The organism is Aeromicrobium sp. Root495, assembly GCF_001426755.1.
Lineage (GTDB): Bacteria > Actinomycetota > Actinomycetes > Propionibacteriales > Nocardioidaceae > Aeromicrobium.
In genome coordinates this window covers 1,801,188-1,826,826 of sequence record NZ_LMFJ01000001.1, presented here as the reverse complement: position 1 = coordinate 1,826,826, position 25,639 = coordinate 1,801,188, and the positions used below count along the sequence as shown (strand labels likewise).

30 protein-coding genes are annotated in these 25,639 nt (G+C 70.8%); 18 read left to right on the top strand and 12 right to left on the bottom strand.

What is annotated here, in order from left to right; translation table 11 throughout:
- The first annotated feature begins 5 nt into the window (after positions 1 to 5).
- From atpD to ASD11_RS18810, 4 genes are all read left to right on the top strand, one after another.
- Positions 6 to 1,448 carry a F0F1 ATP synthase subunit beta gene (gene atpD, locus ASD11_RS09085; RefSeq protein ID WP_056286125.1) on the top strand — a complete coding sequence of 481 codons (1,443 nt, stop codon included), beginning with the start codon at positions 6 to 8 and terminating at the stop codon, positions 1,446 to 1,448.
- Positions 1,448 to 1,834: a F0F1 ATP synthase subunit epsilon gene (locus ASD11_RS09080; protein WP_056286122.1), complete on the top strand. Its 387-nt coding sequence runs from the start codon at positions 1,448 to 1,450 to the stop codon at positions 1,832 to 1,834. Before atpD ends, ASD11_RS09080 begins: the two co-directional genes overlap by 1 nt.
- Before the next feature lie 36 nt (positions 1,835 to 1,870).
- Positions 1,871 to 2,317 (top strand): DUF2550 domain-containing protein, encoded by a 447-nt coding sequence (locus ASD11_RS09075; RefSeq protein WP_056286119.1) that lies wholly within the window; start codon positions 1,871 to 1,873, stop codon positions 2,315 to 2,317.
- 95 nt (positions 2,318 to 2,412) lie between these two features.
- Entirely contained in the window at positions 2,413 to 2,544 is a 132-nt protein-coding gene (locus ASD11_RS18810) for a hypothetical protein (RefSeq protein ID WP_268750699.1), read from the top strand.
- Positions 2,545 to 2,612: 68 nt separating this feature from the next.
- On the opposite strand, the gene ASD11_RS09070 is transcribed toward ASD11_RS18810, so the two are convergent.
- Complete coding sequence (locus ASD11_RS09070; RefSeq protein WP_056286116.1) at positions 2,613 to 3,185, bottom strand: cob(I)yrinic acid a,c-diamide adenosyltransferase; 573 nt, start codon at positions 3,183 to 3,185, stop codon at positions 2,613 to 2,615.
- Positions 3,186 to 3,266: 81 nt separating this feature from the next.
- Here ASD11_RS09070 and ASD11_RS09065 point away from each other — a divergent pair, with 81 nt between their 5' ends.
- The gene (locus ASD11_RS09065) at positions 3,267 to 5,258 is read left to right on the top strand and encodes a protein meaA (RefSeq protein ID WP_056286114.1); all 1,992 of its coding nucleotides are present in this window, start codon (positions 3,267 to 3,269) and stop codon (positions 5,256 to 5,258) included.
- Between the two features lie 78 nt (positions 5,259 to 5,336).
- On the opposite strand, the gene ASD11_RS09060 is transcribed toward ASD11_RS09065, so the two are convergent.
- Complete coding sequence (locus ASD11_RS09060; RefSeq protein ID WP_056286112.1) at positions 5,337 to 6,113, bottom strand: isocitrate lyase/PEP mutase family protein; 777 nt, start codon at positions 6,111 to 6,113, stop codon at positions 5,337 to 5,339.
- A 123-nt stretch (positions 6,114 to 6,236) separates the two neighbouring features.
- On the bottom strand, positions 6,237 to 6,404 hold the full coding sequence (locus ASD11_RS18105; RefSeq protein ID WP_156464653.1) for a hypothetical protein: 168 nt from the start codon (positions 6,402 to 6,404) through the stop codon (positions 6,237 to 6,239).
- Between the two features lie 53 nt (positions 6,405 to 6,457).
- Here ASD11_RS18105 and ASD11_RS09055 point away from each other — a divergent pair, with 53 nt between their 5' ends.
- Complete coding sequence (locus ASD11_RS09055; protein WP_056286110.1) at positions 6,458 to 6,982, top strand: ferritin; 525 nt, start codon at positions 6,458 to 6,460, stop codon at positions 6,980 to 6,982.
- A gap of 82 nt (positions 6,983 to 7,064) precedes the next feature.
- Entirely contained in the window at positions 7,065 to 7,361 is a 297-nt protein-coding gene (locus ASD11_RS09050; protein ID WP_156464652.1) for a hypothetical protein, read from the top strand.
- A 72-nt stretch (positions 7,362 to 7,433) separates the two neighbouring features.
- Here the strand turns inward: ASD11_RS09050 and nucS are convergent, their stop codons facing one another.
- Positions 7,434 to 8,111 (bottom strand): endonuclease NucS, encoded by a 678-nt coding sequence (gene nucS, locus ASD11_RS09045; protein WP_056286103.1) that lies wholly within the window; start codon positions 8,109 to 8,111, stop codon positions 7,434 to 7,436.
- Entirely contained in the window at positions 8,108 to 8,512 is a 405-nt protein-coding gene (locus ASD11_RS09040) for a hypothetical protein (protein ID WP_156464651.1), read from the bottom strand. Before ASD11_RS09040 ends, nucS begins: the two co-directional genes overlap by 4 nt.
- Positions 8,513 to 8,593: 81 nt before the next feature.
- Between ASD11_RS09040 and ASD11_RS09035 the strand changes: the two genes are divergently transcribed.
- The 3 genes from ASD11_RS09035 (at position 8,594) to ASD11_RS18655 (ending at position 10,580) form a co-directional block, all read left to right on the top strand.
- Positions 8,594 to 9,763, top strand: a complete 1,170-nt coding sequence (locus tag ASD11_RS09035; RefSeq protein WP_056286098.1) for a 3-hydroxyacyl-CoA dehydrogenase family protein — start codon at positions 8,594 to 8,596, stop codon at positions 9,761 to 9,763.
- A 134-nt stretch (positions 9,764 to 9,897) separates the two neighbouring features.
- Positions 9,898 to 10,263, top strand: coding sequence for a hypothetical protein (locus tag ASD11_RS09030; RefSeq protein ID WP_056286096.1), 366 nt, complete (start codon positions 9,898 to 9,900; stop codon positions 10,261 to 10,263).
- Between the two features lie 35 nt (positions 10,264 to 10,298).
- The gene (locus ASD11_RS18655) at positions 10,299 to 10,580 is read left to right on the top strand and encodes a hypothetical protein (RefSeq protein ID WP_235503280.1); all 282 of its coding nucleotides are present in this window, start codon (positions 10,299 to 10,301) and stop codon (positions 10,578 to 10,580) included.
- 31 nt (positions 10,581 to 10,611) lie between these two features.
- On the opposite strand, the gene ASD11_RS09020 is transcribed toward ASD11_RS18655, so the two are convergent.
- From ASD11_RS09020 to mce, 3 genes are all read right to left on the bottom strand, one after another.
- On the bottom strand, positions 10,612 to 11,733 hold the full coding sequence (locus ASD11_RS09020) for a DivIVA domain-containing protein (RefSeq protein WP_056286090.1): 1,122 nt from the start codon (positions 11,731 to 11,733) through the stop codon (positions 10,612 to 10,614).
- Positions 11,734 to 11,932: 199 nt separating this feature from the next.
- The gene (gene ccrA / locus ASD11_RS09015; RefSeq protein WP_056286087.1) at positions 11,933 to 13,273 is read right to left on the bottom strand and encodes a crotonyl-CoA carboxylase/reductase; all 1,341 of its coding nucleotides are present in this window, start codon (positions 13,271 to 13,273) and stop codon (positions 11,933 to 11,935) included.
- Between the two features lie 101 nt (positions 13,274 to 13,374).
- Positions 13,375 to 13,821 (bottom strand): methylmalonyl-CoA epimerase, encoded by a 447-nt coding sequence (gene mce / locus ASD11_RS09010; RefSeq protein ID WP_056286084.1) that lies wholly within the window; start codon positions 13,819 to 13,821, stop codon positions 13,375 to 13,377.
- Between the two features lie 147 nt (positions 13,822 to 13,968).
- On the opposite strand from mce, the gene ASD11_RS09005 reads away from it, so the two are divergent.
- From ASD11_RS09005 to ASD11_RS08980, 7 genes are all read left to right on the top strand, one after another.
- Positions 13,969 to 15,159: an acetyl-CoA C-acetyltransferase gene (locus ASD11_RS09005; RefSeq protein WP_056286081.1), complete on the top strand. Its 1,191-nt coding sequence runs from the start codon at positions 13,969 to 13,971 to the stop codon at positions 15,157 to 15,159.
- A 24-nt stretch (positions 15,160 to 15,183) separates the two neighbouring features.
- The gene (meaB, locus tag ASD11_RS09000; protein WP_056286080.1) at positions 15,184 to 16,149 is read left to right on the top strand and encodes a methylmalonyl Co-A mutase-associated GTPase MeaB; all 966 of its coding nucleotides are present in this window, start codon (positions 15,184 to 15,186) and stop codon (positions 16,147 to 16,149) included.
- Between the two features lie 55 nt (positions 16,150 to 16,204).
- Positions 16,205 to 16,363, top strand: a complete 159-nt coding sequence (locus tag ASD11_RS18500; RefSeq protein WP_200940110.1) for a hypothetical protein — start codon at positions 16,205 to 16,207, stop codon at positions 16,361 to 16,363.
- Positions 16,364 to 16,385: 22 nt separating this feature from the next.
- Positions 16,386 to 16,937 carry a PH domain-containing protein gene (locus tag ASD11_RS08995; protein WP_056286077.1) on the top strand — a complete coding sequence of 184 codons (552 nt, stop codon included), beginning with the start codon at positions 16,386 to 16,388 and terminating at the stop codon, positions 16,935 to 16,937.
- Positions 16,938 to 16,981: 44 nt separating this feature from the next.
- Positions 16,982 to 17,908, top strand: coding sequence for a tetratricopeptide repeat protein (locus tag ASD11_RS08990; protein WP_056286074.1), 927 nt, complete (start codon positions 16,982 to 16,984; stop codon positions 17,906 to 17,908).
- A gap of 71 nt (positions 17,909 to 17,979) precedes the next feature.
- On the top strand, positions 17,980 to 19,158 hold the full coding sequence (locus ASD11_RS18495) for a hypothetical protein (RefSeq protein WP_056286072.1): 1,179 nt from the start codon (positions 17,980 to 17,982) through the stop codon (positions 19,156 to 19,158).
- Positions 19,155 to 20,105 (top strand): hypothetical protein, encoded by a 951-nt coding sequence (locus ASD11_RS08980; protein ID WP_056286070.1) that lies wholly within the window; start codon positions 19,155 to 19,157, stop codon positions 20,103 to 20,105. The genes ASD11_RS18495 and ASD11_RS08980 overlap by 4 nt, the downstream gene beginning before the upstream one ends.
- Positions 20,106 to 20,123: 18 nt before the next feature.
- Here the strand turns inward: ASD11_RS08980 and ASD11_RS08975 are convergent, their stop codons facing one another.
- From ASD11_RS08975 to ASD11_RS08960, 4 genes are all read right to left on the bottom strand, one after another.
- A complete protein-coding gene (locus tag ASD11_RS08975) occupies positions 20,124 to 20,519 on the bottom strand; it encodes a peptidase inhibitor family I36 protein (RefSeq protein ID WP_056286067.1) in 396 nt (131 codons plus the stop codon).
- A gap of 65 nt (positions 20,520 to 20,584) precedes the next feature.
- Entirely contained in the window at positions 20,585 to 21,451 is an 867-nt protein-coding gene (locus ASD11_RS18490; protein WP_056286065.1) for an NUDIX hydrolase, read from the bottom strand.
- A 79-nt stretch (positions 21,452 to 21,530) separates the two neighbouring features.
- Entirely contained in the window at positions 21,531 to 22,673 is a 1,143-nt protein-coding gene (locus ASD11_RS08965) for a S1C family serine protease (RefSeq protein ID WP_056286062.1), read from the bottom strand.
- Positions 22,674 to 22,742: 69 nt separating this feature from the next.
- The gene (locus ASD11_RS08960) at positions 22,743 to 24,653 is read right to left on the bottom strand and encodes a maltotransferase domain-containing protein (protein ID WP_082554254.1); all 1,911 of its coding nucleotides are present in this window, start codon (positions 24,651 to 24,653) and stop codon (positions 22,743 to 22,745) included.
- Between the two features lie 157 nt (positions 24,654 to 24,810).
- Here ASD11_RS08960 and ASD11_RS08955 point away from each other — a divergent pair, with 157 nt between their 5' ends.
- Entirely contained in the window at positions 24,811 to 25,590 is a 780-nt protein-coding gene (locus ASD11_RS08955) for an enoyl-CoA hydratase/isomerase family protein (protein ID WP_056286060.1), read from the top strand.
- The last annotated feature ends 49 nt before the right edge of the window (positions 25,591 to 25,639 follow it).

The following is a 25,639-nucleotide window of genomic DNA, read 5'->3' as shown; positions in this document are numbered from 1 at the left end:
AGAACATGACTGCCACTGCAGAAGAGAAGACGACGGCCGACGGCCGCGTCGCCCGCGTCATCGGCCCGGTCCTGGACATCGAGTTCCCCGCGGACCAGATGCCCGAGATCTACGCGGCCCTCAAGGTCGAGACCGAGGTCGCCGGCGTCAAGGAGACGCTGACCCTCGAGGTCGCGCAGCACATCGGTGACGGCCTGGTCCGCGCCATCAGCCTGCGCCCCACCGACGGCGTCGTCCGCGGCACCACGGTCATCAACACGGGCGGGCCCATCACGGTCCCCGTCGGCGACATCACGCTCGGCAAGGTGTTCAACACCACCGGCACCGTGATGAACCTCGAGGAGGGCGAGACCTTCGAGCCCAAGGAGCGTTGGGGCATCCACCGCAAGGCTCCTGCGTTCGACCAGCTCGAGCCCAAGACCGAGATGTTCGAGACCGGCATCAAGGTCATCGACCTCCTGACGCCCTACGTGCTCGGCGGAAAGATCGGCCTCTTCGGCGGCGCCGGCGTCGGCAAGACGGTGCTCATCCAGGAGATGATCGCCCGTGTCGCCAAGGACCACGACGGTGTCTCCGTGTTCGCCGGTGTCGGCGAGCGCACGCGTGAGGGCAACGACCTCATCGCCGAGATGGAGGAGGCGGAGGTCCTCGACAAGGTGGCCCTCGTCTTCGGCCAGATGGACGAGCCGCCGGGAGCGCGCCTGCGCGTCGCCCTGTCCGCCCTCACGATGGCGGAGTACTTCCGCGACGTGCAGAAGCAGGACGTGCTGCTCTTCATCGACAACATCTTCCGCTTCACGCAGGCCGGCTCCGAGGTCTCCACGCTGCTGGGCCGCGTGCCCTCGGCCGTGGGCTACCAGCCGACGCTGGCCGACGAGATGGGTGTGCTCCAGGAGCGCATCACCTCCACGCGTGGTCACTCGATCACGTCGCTGCAGGCCATCTACGTGCCCGCCGACGACTACACCGACCCGGCCCCGGCCACGACGTTCGCGCACCTCGACGCCACCACGGAGCTCAGCCGCGAGATCGCGTCGCAGGGCATCTACCCGGCCGTCGACCCGCTCACGTCCACGTCGCGCATCCTGGACCCGCGCTACATCACCCAGGAGCACTACGACACGGCCAACCGCGTCAAGGGCATCCTGCAGCGCAACAAGGAGCTCCAGGACATCATCGCCATCCTCGGTGTCGACGAGCTCAGCGAGGAGGACAAGACGATCGTCTCGCGCGCCCGTCGCATCCAGCGCTTCCTCAGCCAGAACACCTATGTGGCCAAGCAGTTCACGGGCATCGAGGGCTCCACGGTCCCGCTGGCCGACACGATCGAGGCCTTCACCAAGATCGCCGACGGCGACTACGACCACGTGGCCGAGCAGGCCTTCTTCATGTGCGGCGGTCTCGACGACGTCGACAAGAAGTGGGCCGAGATCCAGAAGAACAGCTGATGGCCTCGGACAGCACCGCGACGCTGCGCGTCGAGCTGGTAGCCGCCGACCGCGTCGTGTGGTCCGGCGAGGCCACCGAGGTCTCGGCGCGCACCGCCGAGGGTGACATCGGCGTCCTGCGTGACCACGCGCCGCTGCTGTCGCTCCTCGTCCCCGGCATCGTGCGGATCGAGTCCACCGACGGGGGGCGCGTCATCGCGGCCGTCGAGGAGGGCTTCATCTCCGTGGCCGACAACCGGGTCTCGATCCTCAGCGAGGACGCGTCCCTGGTCAACGAGATCGATGTCGCCCAGGCCCAGTCTGCTCTCGAGCAGGCCCAGGCCGACGGCGACGAGCTGGGTGTGCTGCGGGCCGAGGCCCGGCTCGCAGCGCAGAAGGCATCCTGACGTCAGACTGACCGTGCGCGAGGGAGGCGACGAGTAGTGCCGTGGTGGCTGTGGCTCGTCGACTTCCTCGCGTTCGTCGTCATCATGACGGCGCTCGCCCTCGTGGCCCTCGTGTTCCGTCGGCGCTACATCGCGCGGGGGACGGCGTCGTTCGACCTCAGCATCAACCGGCGCGCCGAGCACGGCCCCCAGGGCTGGACCCTGGGTCTCGCGGTCTACCGCGGCGAGGTCGTGGAGTGGTACCGCACGTTCTCCTTTACGCTGCGGCCCAAGTACCGCTTCGTGCGTGGCGAGGTGATGGTGGAGGGCCGACGACTGCCCGACGGTCCTGAGGCCCACGCCGTGCACGCCGGACACCTCGTGGTCACGACCCGGAACCCCAGCGGTGTCCAGCAGCTCGCCCTCAGCCCCGACTCGCTCACCGGGCTGCTGTCCTGGCTCGAGGCCTCCCCGCCCGGACGCGGCGTCAACACCGTTGTCTGAATGAAACCTCCTCTCCCTTGACCGGTCTCGAGGACGGCGAGGATGATGGTCTGCACTGCAGCCACCCCCTGGGCTGTCATCGGAGGAGAAGCATCATGATGAAACGTCTTGTCGTCGCAGCCGTCGCCTCGGTGGTCGCGGTCCTGCCGCTCTCGGTCAGCGCCGCCGACGCCGCGCCCCAGCACAAGCCGGGCAAGGTCGTCGTCCAGGTCATCGACTGGGAGTAGGTCCACGACCTCCGGTCCTCGACGGGCTCAGGCAGGGCGGACCGCCCGAGCCCGTCGAGGGCCTCGGCTCAGCGCTCGCCGCCGGGGACCCAGAGGATGTCGCCGGCCTCACGGTTGGCGTAGCGGCCCAGGATGAAGAGCAGGTCGCTCAGGCGGTTGAGGTACTTGGCCGTGAGCACGTTCATGGTGTCGCCGTGCTCGTCGAGCGCGGCCCACGCGGAGCGCTCGGCCCGTCGGGACACCGTGCGGGCCACGTGAAGCGCCGACGCCGAGCGGGTTCCGCCCGGCAGGATGAACGAGCGCAGCTTCTCGATGCGGTCGTTGAAGTCGTCGCACCAGCCCTCGAGCCGCTTGACGTAGTCGGGCTCCACGCGGAGCTGCGGGTAGGGCGGCTCGGCCACCACGGGAGCGCCGAGGTCGGCGCCGACGTCGAAGAGGTCGTTCTGGATGTGGCGCAGCACGGCCACGACCTCGTCGTCGAGCTCCCCGAAGGAGATCGCCATGCCGATCTGGCTGTTGGCCTCGTCGACGTCGGCGTAGGCGATGAGCCGCAGGTCGTTCTTGGACGTCCGCGACATGTCGACCAGGTTGGTGGTGCCGTCGTCGCCGGTCTTCGTGTATATCCGCGTGAGGTTGACCATGGGCCGAGCCTAGCCACCTTGTGACCGGTACCTCCCCGGGAGTTGGTGCCGTGTGACGTAACCGTTCGGTAACCTGCCCCTATGCCTGACAAGTCTGCGCCCGACAAGCCTTGGGTGATGCGCACGTACGCCGGCCACAGCTCGGCCGCCGAGTCCAATGCGCTCTACCGCAAGAACCTCGCCAAGGGCCAGACCGGCCTGTCCGTCGCCTTCGACCTGCCCACGCAGACGGGGTACGACCCCGACCACGTGCTCTCGCGCGGCGAGGTCGGCAAGGTGGGCGTGCCCATCCCGCACCTCGGGGCCATGCGCCGGTTGTTCCAGGACATCCCGCTGTCGGAGATGAACACCTCCATGACCATCAACGCGACCGCCATGTGGCTGCTCGCGATGTACCAGGTGGCCGCGGAGGAGCAGGGTGTCGACCCGGCTCAGCTGGCCGGCACCACGCAGAACGACATCATCAAGGAGTACCTCTCGCGCGGCACGTACGTGTTCCCGCCCGAGCACTCCCTGCGGCTCACCACCGACATGATCGCGTACACGGTCAACAACATCCCCAAGTGGAACCCGCTCAACATCTGCAGCTACCACCTGCAGGAGGCCGGTGCCACGCCCACGCAGGAGCTGGCGTTCGCGCTGAGCACCGCCATCGCCGTCCTCGACTCGGTCAAGGCCTCCGGCCAGGTGGCCGACGAGGACTTCGAGAAGGTCGTCGGCCGCATCTCCTTCTTCGTCAACGCCGGCGTCCGGTTCATCGAGGAGACGTGCAAGATGCGTGCCTTCGGTCAGCTGTGGGAGGAGATCACCCGCGAGCGCTACGGCGTGCAGGACCCCAAGATGCGCCGCCTGCGCTACGGCGTCCAGGTGAACTCGCTCGGTCTCACCGAGGCGCAGCCCGAGAACAACGTCCAGCGCATCGTGCTGGAGATGCTCGGCGTCACCCTCAGCAAGAGTGCCCGGGCGCGTGCAGTCCAGCTCCCGGCGTGGAACGAGGCCCTCGGCCTCCCACGGCCCTGGGACCAGCAGTGGTCGCTGCGCCTGCAGCAGGTGCTCGCGTTCGAGTCCGACCTCCTCGAGTACGAGGACATCTTCGACGGCTCGCACGTCATCGAGGCCAAGGTCGCCGAGCTCGTCGAGGGCGCCAAGGCCGAGATCGACCGCGTCCAGGCCATGGGCGGTGCGGTCGCGGCCGTCGAGTCCGGCTACATGAAGTCCGAGCTGGTGGGCTCGCACGCCGAGCGCCGCGCCAAGATCGAGGCCGGCGAGATCAAGGTCGTGGGCGTCAACAGCTACATCGAGACCGAGCCGTCGCCGCTCACCGAGGACCTCGACGCCGCCATCATGGTGGCGGACCCGCAGGCCGAGGCCAACGCCGTCGCCGACGTCCAGAAGTGGCGCTCCGAGCAGGACCGGGCAGCCGTCGATGCGGCCCTGGCAGCCCTGCAGGAGCAGGCCAAGACCGACCAGAACCTCATGGCCGCCACGCTCGACGCCGTGCGCGCCGGAGCCACGGTGGGCGAGTGGGCCGGCGCCCTGCGCGAGGTCTACGGGGAGTACCGGGCCCCCACGGGTGTCTCGGGCGTCGTGGGCGTCGCCGAGGCCGGTGCCGAGCTCACCGCCGTCCGTGAGCGCGTCCGCAAGACAGGGGAGGAGCTGGGCAGCCGGCTGCGTCTCCTGGTCGGCAAGCCGGGACTCGACGGCCACTCCAACGGGGCCGAGCAGATCGCCGTGCGGGCTCGCGACGCGGGCTTCGAGGTCATCTACCAGGGCATCCGCCTCACGCCGGAGCAGATCGTCGCGGCCGCAGTGGCCGAGGACGTCCACGTCGTGGGCCTGTCTATCCTGTCCGGGTCGCACATGGAGCTCGTGCCCGACGTCCAGAAGCGTCTGCTCGAGGCAGGCGTGGAGAACGTGCCGCTCATCGTCGGCGGCATCATCCCCGACTCCGACGGTCGCCGGCTCGAGGAGTCGGGCATCGCTGCGGTGTTCACGCCCAAGGACTTCGGCATGACCGACATCATGGGCCGCATCGTCGACGAGGTGCGCAAGGCCAACGGCCTCGACGTCTGACGTCCCCGCTGGGTGTGACGTTCGCAGGGGAGATCGGTCCGATTCACCCCCGAGACGTCACACCCAGCGGAGGGTGCGTCAGTTGAGCATGCGGAAGTCCGAGGGCAGGCCGCCCCCGGCGACGACGTCCTTGGCCAGGTTCTCCAGGCCCATGAGGGCGACGGACTGGGCGAACGGTCCGTAGGAGACCCGGGCCACGCCCAGCTCGGCCATCCGCGCGAGCGGGACCGATCCCGGTGCGCCGATGAGCGTGAGCCTCTGCGGGCCCCAGGCGTCGACGAACGCGGCGATGTCGTCCTCCGAGACGGCGCCGGGAACGAAGACCACGGGTGCGCCCGCCTCGAGGAACGCCTTGCCGCGCTCGATGGCGTCGGCGAGGACGTCGGCGTGCGGGCGGTCGCCTGCCTTCACGAAGGCGTCGGTGCGGGCGTTCAGGACGAACGTGATGCCCTCGGCCTCGCCGGCCTTCACGACCGCCTCGACGGCGGCGACGGCCTCGGGCAGCGGCTTCATCTGGTCCTCGAGGTTGGCGCCGACGATGCCGACGCCCATCGCCTTGCGGGCGGTCTCGCCCGGGTCGCCGTAGCCGGCCTCGAGGTCGGCCGTGACGGGGAGGTGGGTGGCGGCGACGACGCGTCCCACGGCCTCGATCATGAGGTCGACGGGGATGTTCTCACCGTCCTCGTAGCCGTAGGACGCGGCGATGGAGTGGCTGGCGGTGGCGAGCGCGGTGGTGCCCTCGACGTCGGTGACGACGCGGGCGCTGATGGCGTCCCACACGTTCACGACCTTGAGCAGCTCCGGGGCCGTGTGCAGGTCGAGCAGGGTCTGGGCGCGATGCGAGAGTTCACTCATACCCCGAACGTAGCGCGGGACACGGCACCGCGCCGGGCGACCGGAGGACAGCCATTCCTTGCTGGAACCGGGCCACCGCGGACCACTAGGCTCGGGTCGACCGAGACGCCGAGGAGGGAACGATCAGGCCGCGAGAGCCGTCTTCTTCTTGGAGCCCTTCTTCACCTTCACGAGCTTGCGCTTCTTGACGGTGTAGCCCTCCGGAAGCTTGCCATCCTTCAACATCTGGATGGGGCAGCGCTTGCATCGCGGCTTGCTGACGCAGCACTTCTTCTTGGGCATCTTCGGCACCCTTTGACCGTAACATCCGTGAGGTGAGGCTCACCTCGGAAGGACTGATCCCCATGGCAGCACCCACGTTCGTCGCCAAGCTCCAGGAGCAGATCGGGCACGAGTTCGAGGCGCACCAGCAGTACGTGTCCATCGCCACCTACTACGACGCCCTGACGATGCCCCAGATGGCGGCGCTGTTCTACGCCCAGGCGGTCGAGGAGCGCGACCACGCCATGATGATGGTCCAGTACCTCCTCGACTCCGACGAGGTGCCCGAGATCCCCGCGCTGGCCGCTCCTCAGTCCGGCTTCGGCGACGTCATCGCCCCGGTCAAGCTCGCGCTCGAGCAGGAGAAGCGCGTCACCGACCAGATCAGCGAGCTCACGCGCATCGCCCGCGAGGCCAACGACTTCGCCTCGGACCAGTTCATGCAGTGGTTCATCAAGGAGCAGGTCGAGGAGATCTCCAAGATGAGCGACCTCCTGGCCGTCGTCACGCGCTCGGCCAACGACTACGAGCGCATCGAGGACTGGGTGGCGCGCGAGGACAAGGGCGAGGGCAGTGACCCCACGGCGCCTCCGGTCGCGGGCGCCTGAGCTCGGCGCAGCCCTCCTGCTGGCCGTGCTCTGCACGGCCTGCGGCACTTCGGATCTTCCTTCGGACCCCGATGGCACCGACGTGACGATCGAGCTGCAGAGGAAGCCGGGCGCCGACTCGGACGTCGTGACGCTCACGTGCGACCGCGTCGAGGCGGGCTGCTACGAGCTCGAGGACCTCGACCCGGCCGATCTCGCGGACGTTCCCGCCGGCCAGGCCTGCACCGAGATCTACGGCGGTCCGGAGAAGGTGACGATCAAGGGCACCATCCGCGGCACCGCGGTCGACACGGTGCTGACGCGCACCGACGGCTGCGAGATCAAGCGCTACGAGGCCTTCAAGCCAGTCCTCGACGCCCTGCCCTACAGCCAGCCCTGACCACCCGATGTGTGACGTTCCGGTCCTCATTCGAGCCGTTTGAGAGCGATACCGTCACACTTCGCGGCGGGGCTAGAACAGCCGAAGGCTGGGGTCGTCGATGCCGCGCAGCTCGTCGTAGTTCACGACGACGCACTGGATGCCCCGGTCGAGGGCGAGGGTGCGGGCCTGGGGCTTGATCTCCTGCGCGGCGAAGATGCCCTTCACGGGGCGCAGGTGCGGGTCGCGGTTCATGAGCTCGAGGTAGCGGGTGAGCTGCTCCACGCCATCGATGTCGCCCCGGCGCTTGATCTCCACGGCCACCGAGGCGCCGGTGGCGTCCTTGCACAGGAGGTCGACCGGGCCGATGGCCGTCATGTACTCACGACGCACGAGCGTCATCCCGGGGCCCAGGGAGGCGGTGTGCTCGGCGAGGAGCTCCTGGAGGTGCTTCTCCACGCCGTCCTTCTGCAGGCCGGGGTCGACGCCCAGCTCGTGGGCGGAGTCGTGCAGCACCTCCTCGAGGAGGATGCGCAGCGTGTCGTCGGACTTGTGGGCCGACACCGTCCACTCCGGCACGCCGTCGTCGGTGACGCCCTCGCGCAGCGTGCACGGGGGGCTCATCCAGTTGAGGGGCTTGTACGAACCGCCGTCGGAGTGCACGAGCACGGAGCCGTCGGCCTTCACCATGATGACCCGGGTGGCCATGGGCAGGTGGGCGCTGAGCCGGCCGGCGTAGTCGACCTGGCAGCGCGCGACGACGATCCTCACTCGGCAGCGACGCGCTCGAGCGTGCCGAGCTTGAAGACCAGGGTGTTGCCCTCGACAGTGCCCTCGTCGACCCCGTCGCCACCCTCGAGGGTGACCTTGCCGTCCTCGAGCGTGTAGGTGCCCGACATGAAGTCGGTGACGCCCTCGTAGTCCATCGTGAACTGCCCGCCGTCCTTGAAGTGGACGGTCCACTCGGCCTCGGCGTCGGTCCAGTCGCCCACGAGGTCGTCGGCGGTGGCGGGGGAGCCCTGCTCGGGGGCCGCGGACTCGCTGGGGGAGTCCGACGGGGTGGCGGCGGACGTGGGCTCCGTGAGCGGCGGCGACGGCTTCTCGTCGGTGCCGCAACCTGCCAGGACGCCGAGCGCCAGGGCACCCGTGCCCAGGGCTGTGGCCACTGTCATACGCCGATTCATGAGGCTCCCTCGCTCGTGGTCGTGATCGACGCTAGTGTGTCACGACCCCTTTCCTACTGAGGAGTAGCCATGCAGGAGATCGTCGACCGTCTCACCGCGTCGGACCGCGGCGCGGAGATCGCACGCACGCTGGTGCTGCCGTACCTGAACCACGCCGCCACGATGCTCGAGAGCGGCTACGCCACCGGTGAGGACATCGACGCCGGCATGCGGTTCGGCTGTGGCTACCCCGTGGGGCCGATCGCCCTCATCGAGGGCCTCGGCGCGCAGACGGTGATCGACGGGCTGAACGACCTGCACGCGCAGACCGGCGACCCGCTGCACGTGCCGGCCCCCATCCTGTCCGACCTCGCCGGTGCCGCCGGTGCGTCCGCCGCCGAGCCCGAGGTCCACCACCCCGTCTCCACCGTCGGTGTCGTCGGCACGGGCACCATGGCCTCCGGCATCGCCCAGGTCTTCGCGCAGGCGGGCTACGACGTCGTCTACGTCGGCCGCTCGCAGGACAAGCTCGACGGCGTCCTCGCCTACATCACCAAGAACCTCGATCGTGCCGTCTCCAAGGGCAAGCTCGACGAGGACGGCAAGTCCGACGTCCTCGGTCGCCTGTCCGGCTCCACCGAGCGCGAGGCGCTGGCCGGCGTCGACCTCGTCGTCGAGGCCATCGCCGAGGACCTCGAGATCAAGAAGCAGCTCTTCCGCGACCTCGACCGCATCGTGAAGCCCGGCGGCATCCTGGCCACCACCACGTCGTCGCTCTCCATCGACGCCCTGGCGGCGGAGACGGCGCGTCCCGCCGACGTCATCGGCATGCACTTCTTCAACCCGGCGCCCATCATGAAGCTCGTCGAGGTCGTGTCGGGCTCGGCCACGGACCCGAAGCTCGCCGAGACCATCCGGGCCATCTGCCTCAACGTCGGCAAGCACCCCGTGTCGTGCGGTGACCGGGCCGGCTTCATCGTGAACGCGCTGCTGTTCCCGTACCTCAACGACGCCGTCAAGCTGCACGAGGCCGGCGGCGGCTCACTCGAGGAGATCGACGAGGCCCTCAAGGCCACGAAGCTCCCCATGGGTCCGTTCCAGCTGCTCGACGTGGTGGGCAACGACGTGTCGCTCGCCATCCAGAAGACGCTCGTCGAGACCTTCGGCCACGAGGGCTGGACGCCGGCACCCACGCTCGAGAAGCTCGTGGCCGACGGCAAGCTGGGTCGCAAGACCGGTGCCGGGTTCCACACGTACTGAGCCTCGCCACGACACCACAGCGCGTGAGCCCCGTCCCTGGTGGGACGGGGCTCACGCGCGTCCGGTGTAACCCGTGGAGGCGTGGCTCGTTGATCTGGGCAGTGGGGGGAGACCACTACTGACTAGGAGCCCAGGTGCAGGTCGTCACCCTGGTGGACCGCTCGGCGCGCGTCGTCCGGCTCAGCGTCATCGTCGCGATCCTGACCGTGCTCCCCATGCTCGTCGCCCTGCGCGCGTTCGACCAGGCGCATGCCCAGACCTTCGACGCCGTCGTGGACCGCTCGTGCGTGGGCTCCTGCCGCGCCGAGTCGCCCGAGGTCCGGGTGGAGCAGGATCGGCTCGAGAAGGCAGGCCTGGTCTGCAGCAGGACGCCGACACTCACCGACCACGTGGTCGTGGAGGACGCGAAGGGCCGGGCGTCCACCGTGACCTTCGACCAGGCGCTGCGTCGGTCCGCCGACGGCGACGTGTGGGTGCGCCGGTACTGCTCGAGGTCCTGACCCCGGCTCGCGGCCCCGGTCCTAGGATCGACGTCGTGCCCCGCCGTCGCCCCCGACCCCGCCCCGAGCGGGGAGGACGGCCCGAGCCTCGTCAGAGCCCCGACGTGGTGGAGGAGCACGGCGGACGGGCGTGGTTCGTGCGTCGCCTGACGGGGTCGTCGTCGGCCAAGACCTACACGTGCCCGGCCTGCCACCGACCCATCCCACCCGGCACGGCCCACGTCGTGGCCTGGCCGGTGGAGAAGGCGCTGCTGAGCGAGGACGCCGCCGAGGAGCGGCGCCACTGGCACCACGACTGCTGGCGCCGGCTGCGCTGACGGGCTCGCCGAGCAGCCGGCTCGACCAGGGTCAGGCCTTCTCGGCCGTCTCGGTGCTCGTGGCCTCGGCCGGGGTCTCGTCGGCGGTCTCGGCCGCAGCAGCGGGAGCAGCCTGCGTCGTCGGGGCGAACGTGGCCACGATGTCGCGCAGCTGACCCATCTGGGACAGGATGCCGTCGCGCTTGCGCTCGAGGTCCTCGACCTCGGCGCGCAGGGCCCGCGTCTCGCGCTCGACCTCGGTGGTGGCGCTGGCGCGCAGGTGGTCGGCCTCGGCCTTGGCGTTGGCCACGAGGGCGGCACCCTCCTTGCGAGCGCTGTCGAGGAGGCCGGCGTTCTCCGCCGTGGCCTTCTCGCGCGCGGCGTTGGCCTGGCTCAGGACGGTGCGGGCGCGGTCCTCGGCCGCCGCGGCGCGAGCCTCGGCGTCGTGGACGAGCTTGGAGGTCTGCTCCGTGGCCGCGGCGTGGTTGTCGGCGGCCTCGCGGGCGAGGCGCTCCTTCTCCACGGCGAGCACGCGGCGAGCCTCGGTGACCTCGCGGTCGGCGGCGGCGCGGGCCTGCTCGACCTCGCGGGTGGCGCCGAGGCGCATGTTCTGGACGTCCTGCTCGGCGGCGACGCGGAGCTGGCTGGCCACCCGCTCGGCGGCCGCGCGGACCTCGTCGGCCTCGGCAGCGGCGTCGGCCTTGGCGGCCTCGGCCTCGTCGAGGAGGGTGCGGCGCTTCTCCTCGAGCTCGGAGACGGCGCGGGTGCGCAGGTCCTCGGCCTCCTTGGTGGCGGCGGTGCGGATGAGCGCCGCCTCCTCCTGGGCCCGCTTGACGACCTCGGTGGCCTCGCGGGACGCCTTGGCGCGGACGTCCTCGGCCTCCTGCTCGGCAAGGCCGAGGAGCTGGGCGGCGTGGTTGCCCAGGCCCGAGTACGAGGGGCGGTCGACCGAGTCGACCCGCTCCTTGAGCTCGGCCACGAGGTCGTGGAGCTCGTTGTTCTCCTGCTGGAGCGCGCCGACGGTCTCGGCGGCGCTCTGCAGCTCGGAGGACTGCGTGCGGGCCCAGGCATCGACCGCGTCCGGGTCGTACCCGCCGCGGCGCGCCAGCGGGAACGAGGCGTCGGCCGACTTCTGCGCGGCGTCGAAGATGGACAGACCGGACTGATCAGACATGCGTGCTCGGCTCCCTGGAAGAACGTTGGCTCAGGACGAGGGCCCGACATGACGGTGGGCTCCTCACCCTCACTGTAGCGAGGATGAAGAGCCCACCGTCAGGGCGTTCGCCGGGTCTCAGTCGATGGAACCCGAGCGACTCGGAAGGACCGCCTCAGATCCCGCGGACTGTCCTGATCGTTCCCGGGATCTTCGTGCCTCAGATCCCGCGGAACCTGTTGATCGCGTCGAGGTGCTTGGCGCGGAACTCCTCGTTGCGCACGCCGAGACCCTCCTCGGGGGCCAGCGCGAGCACGCCGACCTTGCCCTGGTGAAGGTTCTTGTGCACGTCGAGGGCGGCCTGTCCGACGTCCTCGAGCTTGTACGTGCGCGAGAGCGTGGGGTGGATCTTGCCCAGCGCGATGAGGCGGTTGGCCTCGTACGCCTCGCGGTAGTTCGCGAAGTGGCTCGAGATGATCCGCTTGAGGTTCATCCACAGGTAGCGGTTGTCGAACTCGTGCATGAAGCCCGTGGTGGAGGCACACGTCGTGATGGTGCCGCCCTTGCGGGTGACGTAGACCGAGGCGCCGAAGGTCTCGCGGCCCGGGTGCTCGAAGACGATGTCGATGTCCTCGCCGCCCGTGAGCTCACGGATCTTCTTGCCCAGGCGCTGCCACTCCTTGGGGTTCTGCTTGGTGCCCTCGTCGTTCCAGAACTTCCAGTCCTCCTCGGACCGGTTGATGACGTGCTCGGCACCCATGCTGCGGACGATCTTGGCCTTCTCCTCGTTGGAGACGACACAGATCGGGTTGGCGCCACCGTTGAGCGCGTACTGCGTGGCGAAGCCGCCGAGGCCGCCCGAGGCGCCCCAGATCAGGACGTTGTCGCCCTGCTTCATGTTGCCGGCGTTCTTGGAGACGAGCTGGCGGTAGGCGGTGGCGTTGACCAGACCGGGCGACGCCGCCTCCTCCCACGTGAGGTGGTCGGGCTTGGGCAGCAGCTGGTTCGACTTGACGAGCGCGACGTGCGCGAGGCCGCCGAAGTTCGTCTCGAAGCCCCAGATGCGCTGCTCGGGATCCATCATCGTGTCGTCGTGGCCGTCGGGGCTCTCGAGCTCGACGGAGAGACAGTGGGCCACGACCTCCTGGCCGGGCTTCCACTTGGTGACACCGGGGCCCGTGCGGAGCACGACGCCGGCGAGGTCGGAGCCGACCACGTGGTACGGCAGGTCGTGGCGCTTCGTGAGCGGGGAGAGGCGGCCGTAGCGCTCGAGGAAGCCGAACGTCGAGACGGGCTCGAAGATCGAGGTCCAGACCGTGTTGTAGTTGATGGCGCTGGCCATCACGGCCACGAGGGCCTCGCCCGGGCCGAGCTCGGGCATCGCCACGTCCTCGACGTGGATCGACTGGCGGGGGTCCTTCTCCTTGCTGGCGACTCCCTCGAACATGTTGGCCTCGTCCTTGTGGACGGTCGCGGCGAGGTAGTGGTCGGGGATATCCAGGTTGGCGAACTCTTCGCCGGGCGTGTCGCCGGCAAGGATCGCGTCGAGGATGTTCTGCACGTGGCCTCCAGGGTCGGTGGGATCCCGGCGATGTTACCGAGGGTTAACATGCGCCGCCACGAAGACGGCTGTGACACCGCTCTCGTCGCGACGGGTGGTGCTCAGTGGTGCGACGGGGCTGCCGGCTCGACGAGCTCGACGAGGACGCCGCCCGCGTCCTTGGGGTGGACGAAGTTGACGCGGCTGTCGGAGGTGCCGCGCTTGGGCGCGTCGTAGAGCAGCCGGACGCCGCGCTCGCGCAGGACGGCGCTCACCTCGTCGATGTCGGTGACGCGGTACGCGAGCTGCTGGATGCCCTGGCCGTTGCGGTCCAGGAACTTGGCGATGGTGGACTCGTCGCTCAGCGGGGCGAGGAGCTGGATGCAGGAGCCGGACTCGCCGACGGCGAGCATCGCCTCGCGGACGCCCTGCTCCTCGTTGACCTCCTCGTGGATGGCGTGGAGGCCGAAGGTGTCGGCGTAGAACGTGAGGGCGGCGTCGAGGTCGGGGACGGCGATGCCGACGTGGTCGATCGCGACGAGCAGGTGCGCGGGTACGTGCTGGGTCATGGGGCACAGCGTAGGGCGTCCCCGACGTCGGCACGCGGTGGTGTCGGCGGCCGGATCCTCGCGTGAGGGAGATCATCGGCAGGACCGCGCCGATCGGGCGGCAGCCCGTGGGTACAGTGACCCCAACGTCCACGAAGGAGCTCCACCATGACCAAGTCCGTGATCGTCGCGGGTGCCCGCACCCCGATCGGCCGCCTCCTCGGCGGCCTCAAGTCCTTCTCGGCCGCCGACCTCGGCGCCGTAGCGATCAAGGGCGCTCTCGAGAAGGCCGGCGTCAGCCCCGAGCAGGTCGAGTACGTGATCATGGGCCAGGTCATCCAGGCCGGAGCAGGTCAGAACCCGGCCCGCCTCGCGAGCGTCAACGCCGGCATCCCCATGTCGGTCCCCACCATCACGATCAACAAGGTCTGCCTGTCGGGCCTCAACGCCATCGCCACGGCCGACCAGCTGATCCGCGCCGGCGAGTTCGACATCGTCGTGGCCGGTGGCATGGAGTCCATGACCAACGCGCCGCACCTGCTGCCCAACTCGCGTGAGGGCTTCAAGTTCGGCGACACCGCGCTCGTCGACTCCATGGCCTACGACGCCCTGTACGACCAGTTCACCAAGCAGGCCATGATCAACCTGACGGACGGCTGCAACGCCGCCACCAACAAGTTCTCCCGCGAGGAGCAGGACTCCTTCGCCGCCGAGTCGCACCAGCGTGCGGCCGCCGCGCAGAAGAACGGTTTGTTCGACGACGAGATCGTCCCCGTCGAGATCCCGCAGCGCAAGGGCGACCCGGTCGTCGTCGGCGCCGACGAGGGCGTCCGTGGCGACACCACGGTCGACTCGCTCGCGCGTCTGCGCCCGGTCTCCAAGGAGGGCACCATCACGGCGGGCTCGGCCTCGCAGATCTCCGACGGCGCTGCGGCGGTCATCGTCATGAGCCAGGCCAAGGCCGAGGAGCTCGGACTCACCTGGATCGCCGAGATCGGCGCGCACGGCCAGGTGGCCGGCCCCGACTCCTCCCTGCAGCTGCAGCCTGCGGCCGCCACGGCCAAGGCGCTCTCGAAGGAGGGCCTGGCGGCCTCCGACCTCGACCTGGTCGAGTTCAACGAGGCCTTCGCCGCCGTCGGTCTGGCCTCGGCCGCCGAGCTGGGCATCTCTGCGGACAAGGTCAACGTCAACGGCGGCGCCATCGCGCTCGGCCACCCGGTCGGCATGAGCGGCGCCCGCGTGGTGCTCCACCTCGCGCTGGAGCTCCAGCGTCGCGGTGGCGGCATCGGTGCGGCGGCCCTCTGCGGCGGCGGTGGCCAGGGCGACGCCCTGATCATCCGCGTGCCCGCGTCCGCCTGACCCGTCCAGCGCACCCGACAGCCCGTGCCTGCTCCACGCCCCTCGTCCGACCAGGTCGACGACCTCGTCGCGAGGGCCCGTGAGGGCCAGGCGCGGGCTGTCGCGCGTCTGATCTCGCTCGTCGAGGACGAGTCGCCCGCTCTGCGCCAGGTGAGCTCGGCGCTCGCGCCGCACACGGGCCGCGCCCACGTGGTGGGTCTCACCGGCTCGCCCGGGGTGGGAAAGTCCACCTCCACGGCTGCGCTCGTCACGGCGCTGCGCGAGGCGGGCAAGACCGTCGGCGTCCTGGCGGTCGACCCGTCCTCCCCGTTCTCCGGAGGTGCGCTCCTGGGAGACCGGGTCCGCATGGGGGAGCACGCCACCGACGAGCGCGTCTACATCCGTTCCATGGCCAGCCGGGGCCATCTCGGCGGCCTCTCGTGGGCCACGCCCCAGGCCCTGCGCGTCCTCGACGCCGCGGGCTGCGACGTCATCCTGGTCGAGACCGTGGGGGTGGGGCAGTCCGAGGTGGAGGTGGCCGGACTGGCCGACACCACGCTCGTGCTCCTCGCACCCGGCATGGGCGACGGCATCCAGGCGGCGAAGGCCGGCATCCTCGAGGTCGGCGACGTCTTCGTCATCAACAAGGCCGACCGAGACGGCGCCCAGTCCACCCGTCGCGAGCTCCGCTCCGTGATCGCCATGGCCGATCGTGTCGAGGACGCGTGGAAGCCGCCCATCGTGCTCACCGTCGCCACCCGCGGCGAGGGGGTCGCGGAGGTGGTGGAGGAGATCGAGAACCACCGCGTGCACCTCGTGTCCGGGGAGGGTCTGCGCACCAGGCGGCTGGCCCGTACGCGCCGGGAGATCGAGGCCATCGCGCTGGCATCGGTCCAGCAGCGGTTCGCCCACGTCTCCGGTGATGCTCGGCTCGGCGACCTGGCGGCCCAGGTGCTGGCGGGAGAGTCCGACCCCTTCGCGGCGGCCGACACGCTCGTCGCGTCACTCTGACCCGCCTCGGCGCGGCTCCCGCAGTTCATGGCCCGGATGGACTAGAACGGACCACGTGCTGAAAAAGCTCTTGGTGCTCCTGGTGGCCGCCTTCGCGGTGTACTACCTGCTGCAGACCCCTCAAGGCGCCGCCGACGCGGTGAGCGATGCCGCCGGCGCGCTCATGGACGCCTTCAGCCAGATCGGCGTCTTCGTCGACTCGCTGACGAGCTGAGCGCCGCCATGGGCCGGGAAGCATGATCCGCGCCCTGCTCGACCGCCTGCCCGAGCAGGAGGTCGAGAGCCACCTCCTGAGCGAGGAGGGCGAGGAGGTCATCGACCTCGTGCGTCACCACTGGATCGTCTACTGGCTCCCGGCCCTCGAGCTCGTGGGCGTGGCCCTCCTGTGGCTGCTCGCCCTGCTGGGTCCCATCCAGCTGGGCTGGTTCTTCCTCGTCGGCGGGGCGGTGCTTGCGCTCCACGCCGTCTACACGATCGCCGGGGAGCACCGCGACGTCTTCGTCATCACCAACATGCGGGTCTTCCGGGCCTCGGGCGTCTTCTCGGTGCGCATCGCCACGATGCCCATCACCCGCATCCTCGACATCACGGTCGAGAAGCCCTTCCTGGGACGGGTCCTCGGGTACGGGCACTTCGTGTTCGAGTCCGCGGCCCAGGCCCAGGGGCTGCGCGACATCCGCTACATCGGCGACCCCGACCAGCGCGACCTCACCATCCAGCGGGTCGTGCAGCGCTCGGGCCTGCGCACCCGGTCGACCGTCGACCGCCAGATGCTCGACGGTCACTGACGGGCGTCCGTCCTCCTGCTGGCAGGGGTTCATAGGATGGACCCATGACGTTCTCGCGCCCCGGTGCCATCGACCTCTCCGCACTCTCGCGTCCGCAGCAGCCCGCAGCCGGGCCCGGGGCCGGCCGAGCGCCCGCGCCCGGTGGCGCCAGCTGGGTCACCGACGTGTCCGAGGCCGACTTCCAGGCCGTCGCCCTCGAGGCATCGGCCCGCCACCTCGTGGTCCTCAACCTGTGGTCGCCCCGTGCCCAGAACGCCCAGGACTTCAACGACCTCCTGGCCCGGGTGACCGACGAGCAGCAGGGTCAGGTGCTCCTGGCCAACGTCGACGTCGACGCCAACCCCGGGATCGCCCAGGCCATGCAGGTGCAGGGCGTGCCGTTCGTGGCCGCCGTGGTGGGTGGCCAGCTCGTCCCGCTCTTCCAGAGCACCGCGGAGGAGGCCGACGTCCGGCAGGTGTTCGGCCAGCTGCTCGCCCTCGGTGCGCAGCAGGGGATCACGGGCCGCGCGGAGCCGGTCGGCTCGGCAGCGGCCCCTGCGGCTGACGAGGAGCCCGCCGACGACCCGCGTTTCGCGGCCGCCGACGCGGCCTTCGGCGCCGGCGACGTCGAGGGCGCCGTGGCCGAGTACGAGAAGCTGCTCGCCCAGGCACCGGCCGACACCGAGGTGGCGGAGCGACTGGCCGGCGTCAGGCTCTTCGGCCGGACCCAGGGCGCCGACCTCCAGGCGGCTCGCGCCGCGGCCGCCGACACGCCCGACGACGTCGACGCCCAGCTGCTCGTGGCCGACCTCGACGTGAGCGGCGGACACGTCGACGACGCGTTCAGCCGCCTCATCGACCTGGTGCGCCGTACCTCCGGAGACGAGCGCGACCGCGTGCGGGAGCGCCTGCTGGAGCTCTTCACGGTCGTCGGCACCACCGACGAGCGCGTGGCCGTCGCACGACGCGCCCTCGCGTCGGCGCTCTTCTGACCCGTTCGGGTGTCTGCGGCGGATAGGGTTCAGGACGGTCGCCCTCCCTGCAGGTGACCTGGAGGGCACGCATGCGCACGAAGCTCGGGTGGGTCGCCACCGTGCTGGGTGCTGCGCTCGCGCTGTCCGGGATCGCCGTGATGGTGCTCCTCGGCCCCGACAGCCGCTTCACCACCGGACCGCACTCGGTGGAGACCGACGGCGTGGCCATCGTGACGCGCCCCGGCGTCGTCACGTGGAAGGGTCTGCAGATCGACGTCCTCGCCGAGGTGCCGGTCAACAAGCCGGTCTTCGTGGGTGTGGGCAACAGCGTCGACGTCCAGAGCTACGTGCGCCGCACGCGCCGCCTCGAGGTCACCTCGTTCAACACCCCCTGGGACGTCGAGACCCGTGAGGTCAAGGGCGTCGCCGCGCTGCCCGCAGCGCCCACCGCCCTCGACTGGTGGCGATCGGGGTCGGCCGGCCTCGGCGGGGCCTCCATCTCCACGACGCTCCCCGACGAGACCTCGTCGGTCGCGGTGCTCGCCGTGGGGGCCACGAACCTCTCGGGGCTCAAGATCACGTTCGCCTACGGGATGAAGGGCGGGTTCTGGATCGGGGTGGGAGCGCTGCTCCTGGGTCTCGGGCTCGCCTGGGGCGGCACGCAGGCGCGCCGCGGGGGACTGCTGTTCGCCACGGCTTCCGAGCCTGAGGACGACGCGGAGGTGGAGTACCTGTACGTCTTCGTCGACGAGGACGGCGTCGAGCGCGAGATCACGGCCGAGGAGGCCGAGCGCCTCGAGGCCGAGGGAGCCGTCACGGTCACCGAGCACGACGATGCACCCGACGACACGTCCGACGACGACCAGGAGCCCGAGCCGGACCCCGAGCCCGAGCCCCGCCCGGCTCAGCCATCGCCGGTCACCGCCTCCGTCCTGACGGCGGCCGACATCGTCGCCCAGTCCGAGCAGCCGGAGCCCGAACCCGAGCCGGAGCCGGAGCCGGAGCCCGAGCCGGAGCCGGAGCCGGAGCCGGAGCCGGAGCCGGAGCCGGAGCCGGAGCCGGAACCCGAGCCCGAGCCGGAGCCGGAACCCGAGCCCGAGCCGGAGCCGGAACCCGAGCCCGAGCCCGAGCCGGAGGCGGTCTACGTGTACGTCGACGACGACGGCGTGGAGCACGAGCTGACGGCCGAGGAGGCCCAGCGGCTCGCCGCCGAGGAAGGCTTCGAGCTGGTGGACGAGACCGACGAGACCGCGGAGGACGAGAGATGAGTCGGCTGCGCATCCTGGTCGTCGCCGTCCTCGTGCTCGCCCTCACGGCGTGCACGGTGCCCTCGCGTCGTGGTGACTCCGCCCTGGGCAAGAGCGCGGTCCGCCCCTCGGAGGTCACCGAGGTGTTCGACAACTACCGCGACGTCTGGGCCACCGCGTCGGCGGTGCTCGACCCCAAGCCCCTGTCCACCGTGGAGACCGGGGCCGCCCTCGCCATCGACACGGGCTCCTTCGACGTCGCGCAACGGTCCGGATCCGACGACAGCCGCGCACCGGGCCCCTCCGACGTCGTCCAGGTGGAGGCCCCGTACTTCACGCGGTACCCGTTGTGGTTCGTGGCGGTGTCCCGCAACGAGAAGACCCAGCGGGTCCAGGTCTTCGAGCGCACGTCCGCCGTGGACCCGTGGCTCCTGGTCGACACCCCCGAGATCGCCGCCGGCGCGCAGCTCCCCGAGCTGCGCCGACGCGAGGGCGATGCCTTGGCGGTCAAGGCCGCCAACGGCGCCGGCATGGCCGCCTCGCCCCAGAAGGCGGCCGCCGCCTACGCAGCGGCTCTGGTCCCCGGCGCCAAGAGCGGCACGGTCGACGTCAGCGACGACACCTTCCGCCAGCAGATGTCCAGGACCGCGGAGCAGAACAGCGCGCTCAAGGGCGTGGGGTTCTCCCAGAGGTGGAGCGCCGAGCCCGTCGCCCACGCGCTGCGCACCTCCGACGGGGGCGCACTCGTCTTCGCGACGCTCGAGCGTCTCGACGCCTACGAGGTGCAGGACGGCGTGACGGTCACGTTCGCCCAGGACTCACCACAGCAGGCGTTCCTGCAGAGCGGCATCTCCACGTCGGGCACGCTGCGCTACCTGCACCAGGTGCTCCTGCGCGTCCCGCCGGGCGACGGGCCCGTGCGGGCGCTGGGCCAGTACGGCGGAGTCGTGGAGGCCCAGGGCTTCTGACCCTGGACCGGACCGCCGTCAGCCGAGCTTCTTGATCGACGAGGTCGTGTTGCGGAACTTCGGGTAGAAGGTGGCCTTCGCGGTGCGCGGCACGAGCTCGCTGATGCCGTCGGCGCTGCCCCCGTTGTAGTTGCGCTCGGGGTAGAACGCGAAGTTGTTGCTGCTGCGGTTCCACACGCTCTCGATGTTGTTGTTCAGGCCGCTGGGGCCGGGCGCTGCGCCGAGGTCGACGTCGCCGGTGGAGAAGATGCCGATCACCCCGCTCCCGTCGGTCCCGCTGAACACGCACAGCTTGCCTGCGGGGCAGCGCGCGTAGCCGGTGGCCGCCTGGCTCGGCGTGATCGCGAGCGCAGCCGCGGCCGCTGCGGAGCCGACCACGAGGGCGGCGCGGACGGAGACGGATGTGACCTTCATGGTTCCCCCTGGAGCCGAGATGTGGGACGAAGGTACCAACCTCACTCGTTCTCGGCACGTCCTGCTCACTCCGGAGCGAGCGGCGCCTCTCGATAGGTGCTCACCGTGCCGGCCGTGACGTCGGCGAGGAGCTCGACGGCTGCCGCCGTGGCCTTCTCGCGCCACGTGGCCTCGTCGCACCACTCCACCCCCGCGATCTCGGTGGGCTGCAACGTGAGGTCGTCGGACCACGAGGAGTCGACGGTGCCGAGGTCGAAGAGGAAGATGCACGCGTCGTCCCAGCCCCTCCAGGCGGGGAGCCAGTTCACGGTGACGAGGTCGCCCAGCGGCAGGGTGACGCCGAGCTCCTCCTGCAGCTCCCGCACGAGACCCAGGCCGGGTGCCTCACCGACCTCGATGACGCCGCCCGGGAGGTCCCACTCGCTCTTGTACGTGAGCCGGCACAGCAGGACGCGGCCCCGCTCGTCGCGCAGCAGGCCTTGGGCGATGACCCGCTTCGTGGGCAGGCCCGCGTTGAGCAGAGCGATGAAGCCGTCGCGGCTGGACGCCGGCGGGTCGTCGACGAGCCGGGCCAGGAGGGCCCGGTCGGGGAGCGTGCCGGCGCCGCGCACGATGCCCTCTCGCCGCAGTCCCGAGACCGACGCGGCGCGGACGTCGTCGGTGCGCTCCACGGGGATGCGCGCCTCCACGCGGACTGCGCCGAGGTCGGTGAAGGCATGCTCCACCACGAGCCGCAGCGCTCGGACGGCCAGGCCGAAGGCCTCCGGGCCGGTGCCGGTGTTCCATCGGACCGAGAAGGTGCGTCCGGAGTCGTCGCGCAGCGCGATGGTGCCTCGACGCTCGCCGTCGACGACGACGCTCCACCCGTCGAGTCCGTCGGCGCCGCTGGTGGGCTCGAGGACGAGGTCGTCGTGCTGCAGCGGGACGGTCACCCGTCCACCGTATCCGGGTGGGGGAGGGGCCTGCACCCGCTGGTGCGCGGGACGGGCGGGGTCGGAGGACCGGGCGGGCTCAGCCGGCCGAACCGGTCCCCAGGGTGACACCGGCCTGGTGGGAGGCTCCGCTCCCGTCGGTCCACCCCACCACCACCTGGGCTCCTGCGGGGTGGTCGGCCACGGCGGAGGCCAGGGCGTCAGCCGTGCTCACGCGGTCACCGTCGAGCGACGTGATGGTGCTGCCGGACGTGATGCCGGCACCGTCGGCGGCGGACCCGTCCACCACGTCGGCCACGACGGCTCCTGCGCCGGTCCCCGACAGCTGCACGCCGAGGAACCCGGGTGACCCCACGCGGACGGTTCCGCTCCCGGCGCCGGACTCGACCTGCTCCACCACGGCGAGGGCGTCCGCGATGGGGATCGCGTAGCCGGTGACGTCCTGGGTGCCGCTCGAGGCGGCCGTGTTCATGCCGATGACCTCGCCGTCGGCGTCGTACAGCGCGCCACCGGAGTCGCCGGAGATGATGTCGGCGTCGACCTGGATGAGGTCGCTCAGCTGCTCCGTGGCCTGGCCGCTCTCCGAGGAGACGGAGATGGAGCGGTCCAGCGCGGAGACCGTGCCTGCGGCCGCGCTGGCGGCGCCTCCGTCGCCGTTGGCGTTGCCCACGCCCACCACGGCGTCGCCGACCTCGACGTCGCCGCTCGGGTCGGTCGTCACGGTGGCCAGCCCGGAGGCATCCGTGAGCTCGAGGACGGCGACGTCGTGGGTGGCGTCGTAGCCCACGACCGTGGCGCGGTACTTCTCGCCCGTGGAGACGACCTCGGCGGTGATCGAGCCGGCACCCTCCACGACGTGGTGGTTCGTCACGACCTCGCCGTCGGCGGTGAGGACCATGCCGGTGCCGGCCGAGGTGCCGCCGGCCACGGTCGAGGTGAGGTAGACGAGGCCCTTCTCCTGCTCCGTCGTGGCGTCGGTGGCCTGCGACTGGATCGAGGTGCCTCCCGACCCGGCCGACGAGCCGCCGTCGAGCGAGCCCCAGGCCCCTCGCGGCCGGGTGGGCAGCGCGGCCTCCTCTTGGGAGGGTGATCCCTGGACCGCGACGGCGGTCTGCTGCTGCGCGGGTCCTGCGCCGGTGGTGGCATAGGCGATGCCGCCGGCCCCCAGGGCGAAGGCGAGTGCGGTCCCGAGACCACGGACGATGACGTGTCGGCTGCTCATGACTCCAGGGAAGGCGCCGGTCCTGGGCGTTCCCTGTGGACGTGCACTGACCTCGCTGGGAGGTCGGCCTCAGCTGTGGGCGAGCACCAGGATGCGGGCCGGCGAGTCGAGGTCGAGCGGGACCGAGGAGACCTCGCACTCCGTGCCGTCGATCTCGTCGCGCATGCGCAGGGCGGTGCCGCTCGGGAGCCCCAGGTCCTCCGGCGTCACCTCGATGCCCACGCGCTTGCGGAACGCGGGGAAGAGGTCGATGACGACGAGGACGAGGTCGTCGCCACTCACCTTGGAGAAGGCGATGACGCCCATGTGGTCGACGGAGTGGACGACCAGGTTGCGCAGCCTCTGCAGCGCGACGTGCCGGCGACGGATCTCGTTGAGACGGGCCACGTACGGCGCGATGGACTCGGCGGAGTCGTGGTCGCGCAGCTTGACCTCGTAGGCCTCGGGATGGCGATAGGCATCGGCGGCGACGCCCTGGTGGGCCCCGGCCGCCTCGTTCTCGCACAGCTCGAAGCCGGCGGAGATGCCCCACGTGGGTGAGCCCGTGGCCGCCAGCGCGGCGCGCATGGCGAACATCGAGGGCTCGGCGCCCTGCAGGTTCCGGGGGAGCAGCTCAGGGGTGTTGACGAAGAATGCGGGCCGCAGCACGTCGCTCGTGCGGTTGGACACCTCGTCGAGGTGCGCCGAGGTCTCGCTCGCGCCCTCGTGGACCATGAGGGACGTGGTGCTCTGGTGGAAGCCCACGGTGGCCAGGGCCCTCGTCATGGCCGGGCCGGCTGCTGCGCCGCTCGTGGTGTCGGAGACGAAGATGACGTCGGGGTCGATGGCGCGGACGTCGGCCAGGAGCTGCTGCCAGAACGCCACCGGCTTGCCCTGCGGGCTGTGGACCCGGAAGATCCGCACGCCGTGGTCGATCCAGGTGCTGAGGACGTGGAGCACCTCGACGTAGAGACCCACCGGGTCGGCGTCGAAGTCGAGTGGACTGACCTCCTGCTGGGGCGCGAGCGGACCGGCCGACCCGGGCCGGAACCACTCCGGGTGCTCCTGGGCCCAGGGATGGTCGGGTGAGCACTGGAGCGCGAGGTCGAGTGCCACCTCGATCCCCAGCTGGTGGGCGCGCTCCACGAAGGCGTCGAAGTCGTCGAAGGTGCCGAGCTCGGGGTGGACGGCGTCGTGACCGCCCTCGACCGCGCCGACGGCCCAGGGCGAGCCCGGGTCGCCGGGTGCGGCCACGAGCGCCCCGTCGCGGCCGCGGCGACCGGTACGGCCGATGGGGTGGACGGGCGGCAGGTGCACGACGTCGAAGCCCATGGCCGCGACCTGCTCGAGGCGCTTGGCCGCAGTGCGCAGGGTGCCGGGCCGGACGGTGCCGTCGGCGTCGACGGCTGCGCCCTCGGACCGGGGGAACAGCGTGTACCAGGACCCGACGAGCGCGCGTTCGCGATCGACCACGAGCGGGAAGGCCGCCGTGGTGTCGAGGTGCTCGCGCACGGCGTCGCGGGGCAGGGTGGCGATGAAGGCGAGTGCCATGGCAAGTCGTTCGACCGCCTCGACGGCAGGGTCGGTGAGCCCCTCCGCCACGGAGACGGCGGCCGGGTCGAGGTGCTGGGCCCGGCGCAGGACGGCGCTGCCCTCGGCGAGCGTGAGGTCGACGTCGACACCGGCCTCGATCGTGACGCGTGCGTCGCGGACCCAGGCCGCGAGCGGGTCGTGCCACGAGACGATGCGGTAGGTCCAGGTGCCGGTGCGGTCGGGCGCGACGGTGGCGGCCCAGAGGTCGTCGCCCACGAGCCGCAGCGGCACGGCAGGGCGGTCGTGACCGTCGGGGTCGGCCAGGACGACCGCGGCCCGGACCACCAGGTGGTCCTCCCCGAACACCTGGGCGCGGACCGTGATCTCCTCGTGCTCCACGACCTTGACCGCGTGACGTCCGCCCTCGATCTGCGGGCGCACGTCGAACACGGGGACGCGAGTGACCATGCGAGCACCCTAGTAGTCAGAAGCACGTTCCTGGGACAGCCGGACGGCCGTGGCGGGGATCGGGGAGCGGACGGACGCCGCCCACTATGCTCGGGCGCGTCCGGCGGCAGGCCGTCGGCGAGGCCGCGGCTCGCGAGTCGCCGAGGAGAGGACTGCCGTGGGAGAGCTCGTACGACTCGAGATCGAGGACGGGGTCGGCACCATCCGGCTCGACCGTCCCAAGATGAACGCCCTCGACGCCCAGATGCAGCAGGAGATCCTCGAGGTCGCTCGTCAGGCCGACGCGGACGACGACGTCGCTGCCGTGGTCGTGCACGGTGGCGAGAGGGTCTTCGCGGCCGGCGCCGACGTCAAGGAGATGGCCGACATGAGCTACCAGCAGATGGTGCGCCACGCCCACCTGCTCCAGGAGTTCACGCGCGCCGTCGCCGCCATCGGCAAGCCCACCGTCTCTGCCATCACCGGCTTCGCGCTGGGCGGCGGCTGTGAGCTCGCCCTCAGCACGGATCTCCGCTTCGCCGCCGACAACGCCAGGCTCGGCCAGCCCGAGATCCTGCTCGGCATCATCCCCGGGGCGGGCGGCACGCAGCGTCTCGCCCGGCTCGTGGGTCCGGTGACCGCCAAGGACCTCATCTACACCGGCCGTTTCGTGGACGCCCAGGAGGCGCTGCGCATCGGTCTCGTCGACCAGGTGCACCCCGCCGACGAGGTCTACGCCAAGGCCGTGGAGTGGGCGCGCCAGTTCGTGGGCGGTCCTGCTCTGGCGCTCCGCGCGGCCAAGGGAGCGGTCGACAAGGGCCTCGAGGTGGACCTCCAGACGGGCCTCGAGATCGAGCGCACCGAGTTCACCGGGCTGTTCGCCACAGACGACCAGTCCGCAGGTATGGCATCGTTCGTCGAGAACGGGCCGGGCAAGGCGACCTTCACGGGTCGCTGACGCCGCCGCGAAGAGAGCTTGGACCAAGCCCTACGTCCTGTGACACAGG

Coding starts and splice junctions, on each gene's coding strand:
- atpD (WP_056286125.1), top strand. CDS start 6: ATGACTGCCACTGCAGAAGAGAAGACGACGGCCGACGGCCGCGTCGCC.
- ASD11_RS09080 (WP_056286122.1), top strand. CDS start 1,448: ATGGCCTCGGACAGCACCGCGACGCTGCGCGTCGAGCTGGTAGCCGCC.
- ASD11_RS18810 (WP_268750699.1), top strand. CDS start 2,413: ATGATGAAACGTCTTGTCGTCGCAGCCGTCGCCTCGGTGGTCGCGGTC.
- ASD11_RS09070 (WP_056286116.1), bottom strand. CDS start 3,185: ATGGTCAACCTCACGCGGATATACACGAAGACCGGCGACGACGGCACC.
- ASD11_RS09065 (WP_056286114.1), top strand. CDS start 3,267: ATGCCTGACAAGTCTGCGCCCGACAAGCCTTGGGTGATGCGCACGTAC.
- ASD11_RS09060 (WP_056286112.1), bottom strand. CDS start 6,113: ATGAGTGAACTCTCGCATCGCGCCCAGACCCTGCTCGACCTGCACACG.
- ASD11_RS09055 (WP_056286110.1), top strand. CDS start 6,458: ATGGCAGCACCCACGTTCGTCGCCAAGCTCCAGGAGCAGATCGGGCAC.
- ASD11_RS09040 (WP_156464651.1), bottom strand. CDS start 8,512: ATGACAGTGGCCACAGCCCTGGGCACGGGTGCCCTGGCGCTCGGCGTC.
- ASD11_RS09035 (WP_056286098.1), top strand. CDS start 8,594: ATGCAGGAGATCGTCGACCGTCTCACCGCGTCGGACCGCGGCGCGGAG.
- ASD11_RS09020 (WP_056286090.1), bottom strand. CDS start 11,733: ATGTCTGATCAGTCCGGTCTGTCCATCTTCGACGCCGCGCAGAAGTCG.
- mce (WP_056286084.1), bottom strand. CDS start 13,821: ATGACCCAGCACGTACCCGCGCACCTGCTCGTCGCGATCGACCACGTC.
- ASD11_RS09005 (WP_056286081.1), top strand. CDS start 13,969: ATGACCAAGTCCGTGATCGTCGCGGGTGCCCGCACCCCGATCGGCCGC.
- ASD11_RS08995 (WP_056286077.1), top strand. CDS start 16,386: ATGATCCGCGCCCTGCTCGACCGCCTGCCCGAGCAGGAGGTCGAGAGC.
- ASD11_RS08990 (WP_056286074.1), top strand. CDS start 16,982: ATGACGTTCTCGCGCCCCGGTGCCATCGACCTCTCCGCACTCTCGCGT.
- ASD11_RS18495 (WP_056286072.1), top strand. CDS start 17,980: ATGCGCACGAAGCTCGGGTGGGTCGCCACCGTGCTGGGTGCTGCGCTC.
- ASD11_RS08980 (WP_056286070.1), top strand. CDS start 19,155: ATGAGTCGGCTGCGCATCCTGGTCGTCGCCGTCCTCGTGCTCGCCCTC.
- ASD11_RS08975 (WP_056286067.1), bottom strand. CDS start 20,519: ATGAAGGTCACATCCGTCTCCGTCCGCGCCGCCCTCGTGGTCGGCTCC.
- ASD11_RS08965 (WP_056286062.1), bottom strand. CDS start 22,673: ATGAGCAGCCGACACGTCATCGTCCGTGGTCTCGGGACCGCACTCGCC.
- ASD11_RS08960 (WP_082554254.1), bottom strand. CDS start 24,653: ATGGTCACTCGCGTCCCCGTGTTCGACGTGCGCCCGCAGATCGAGGGC.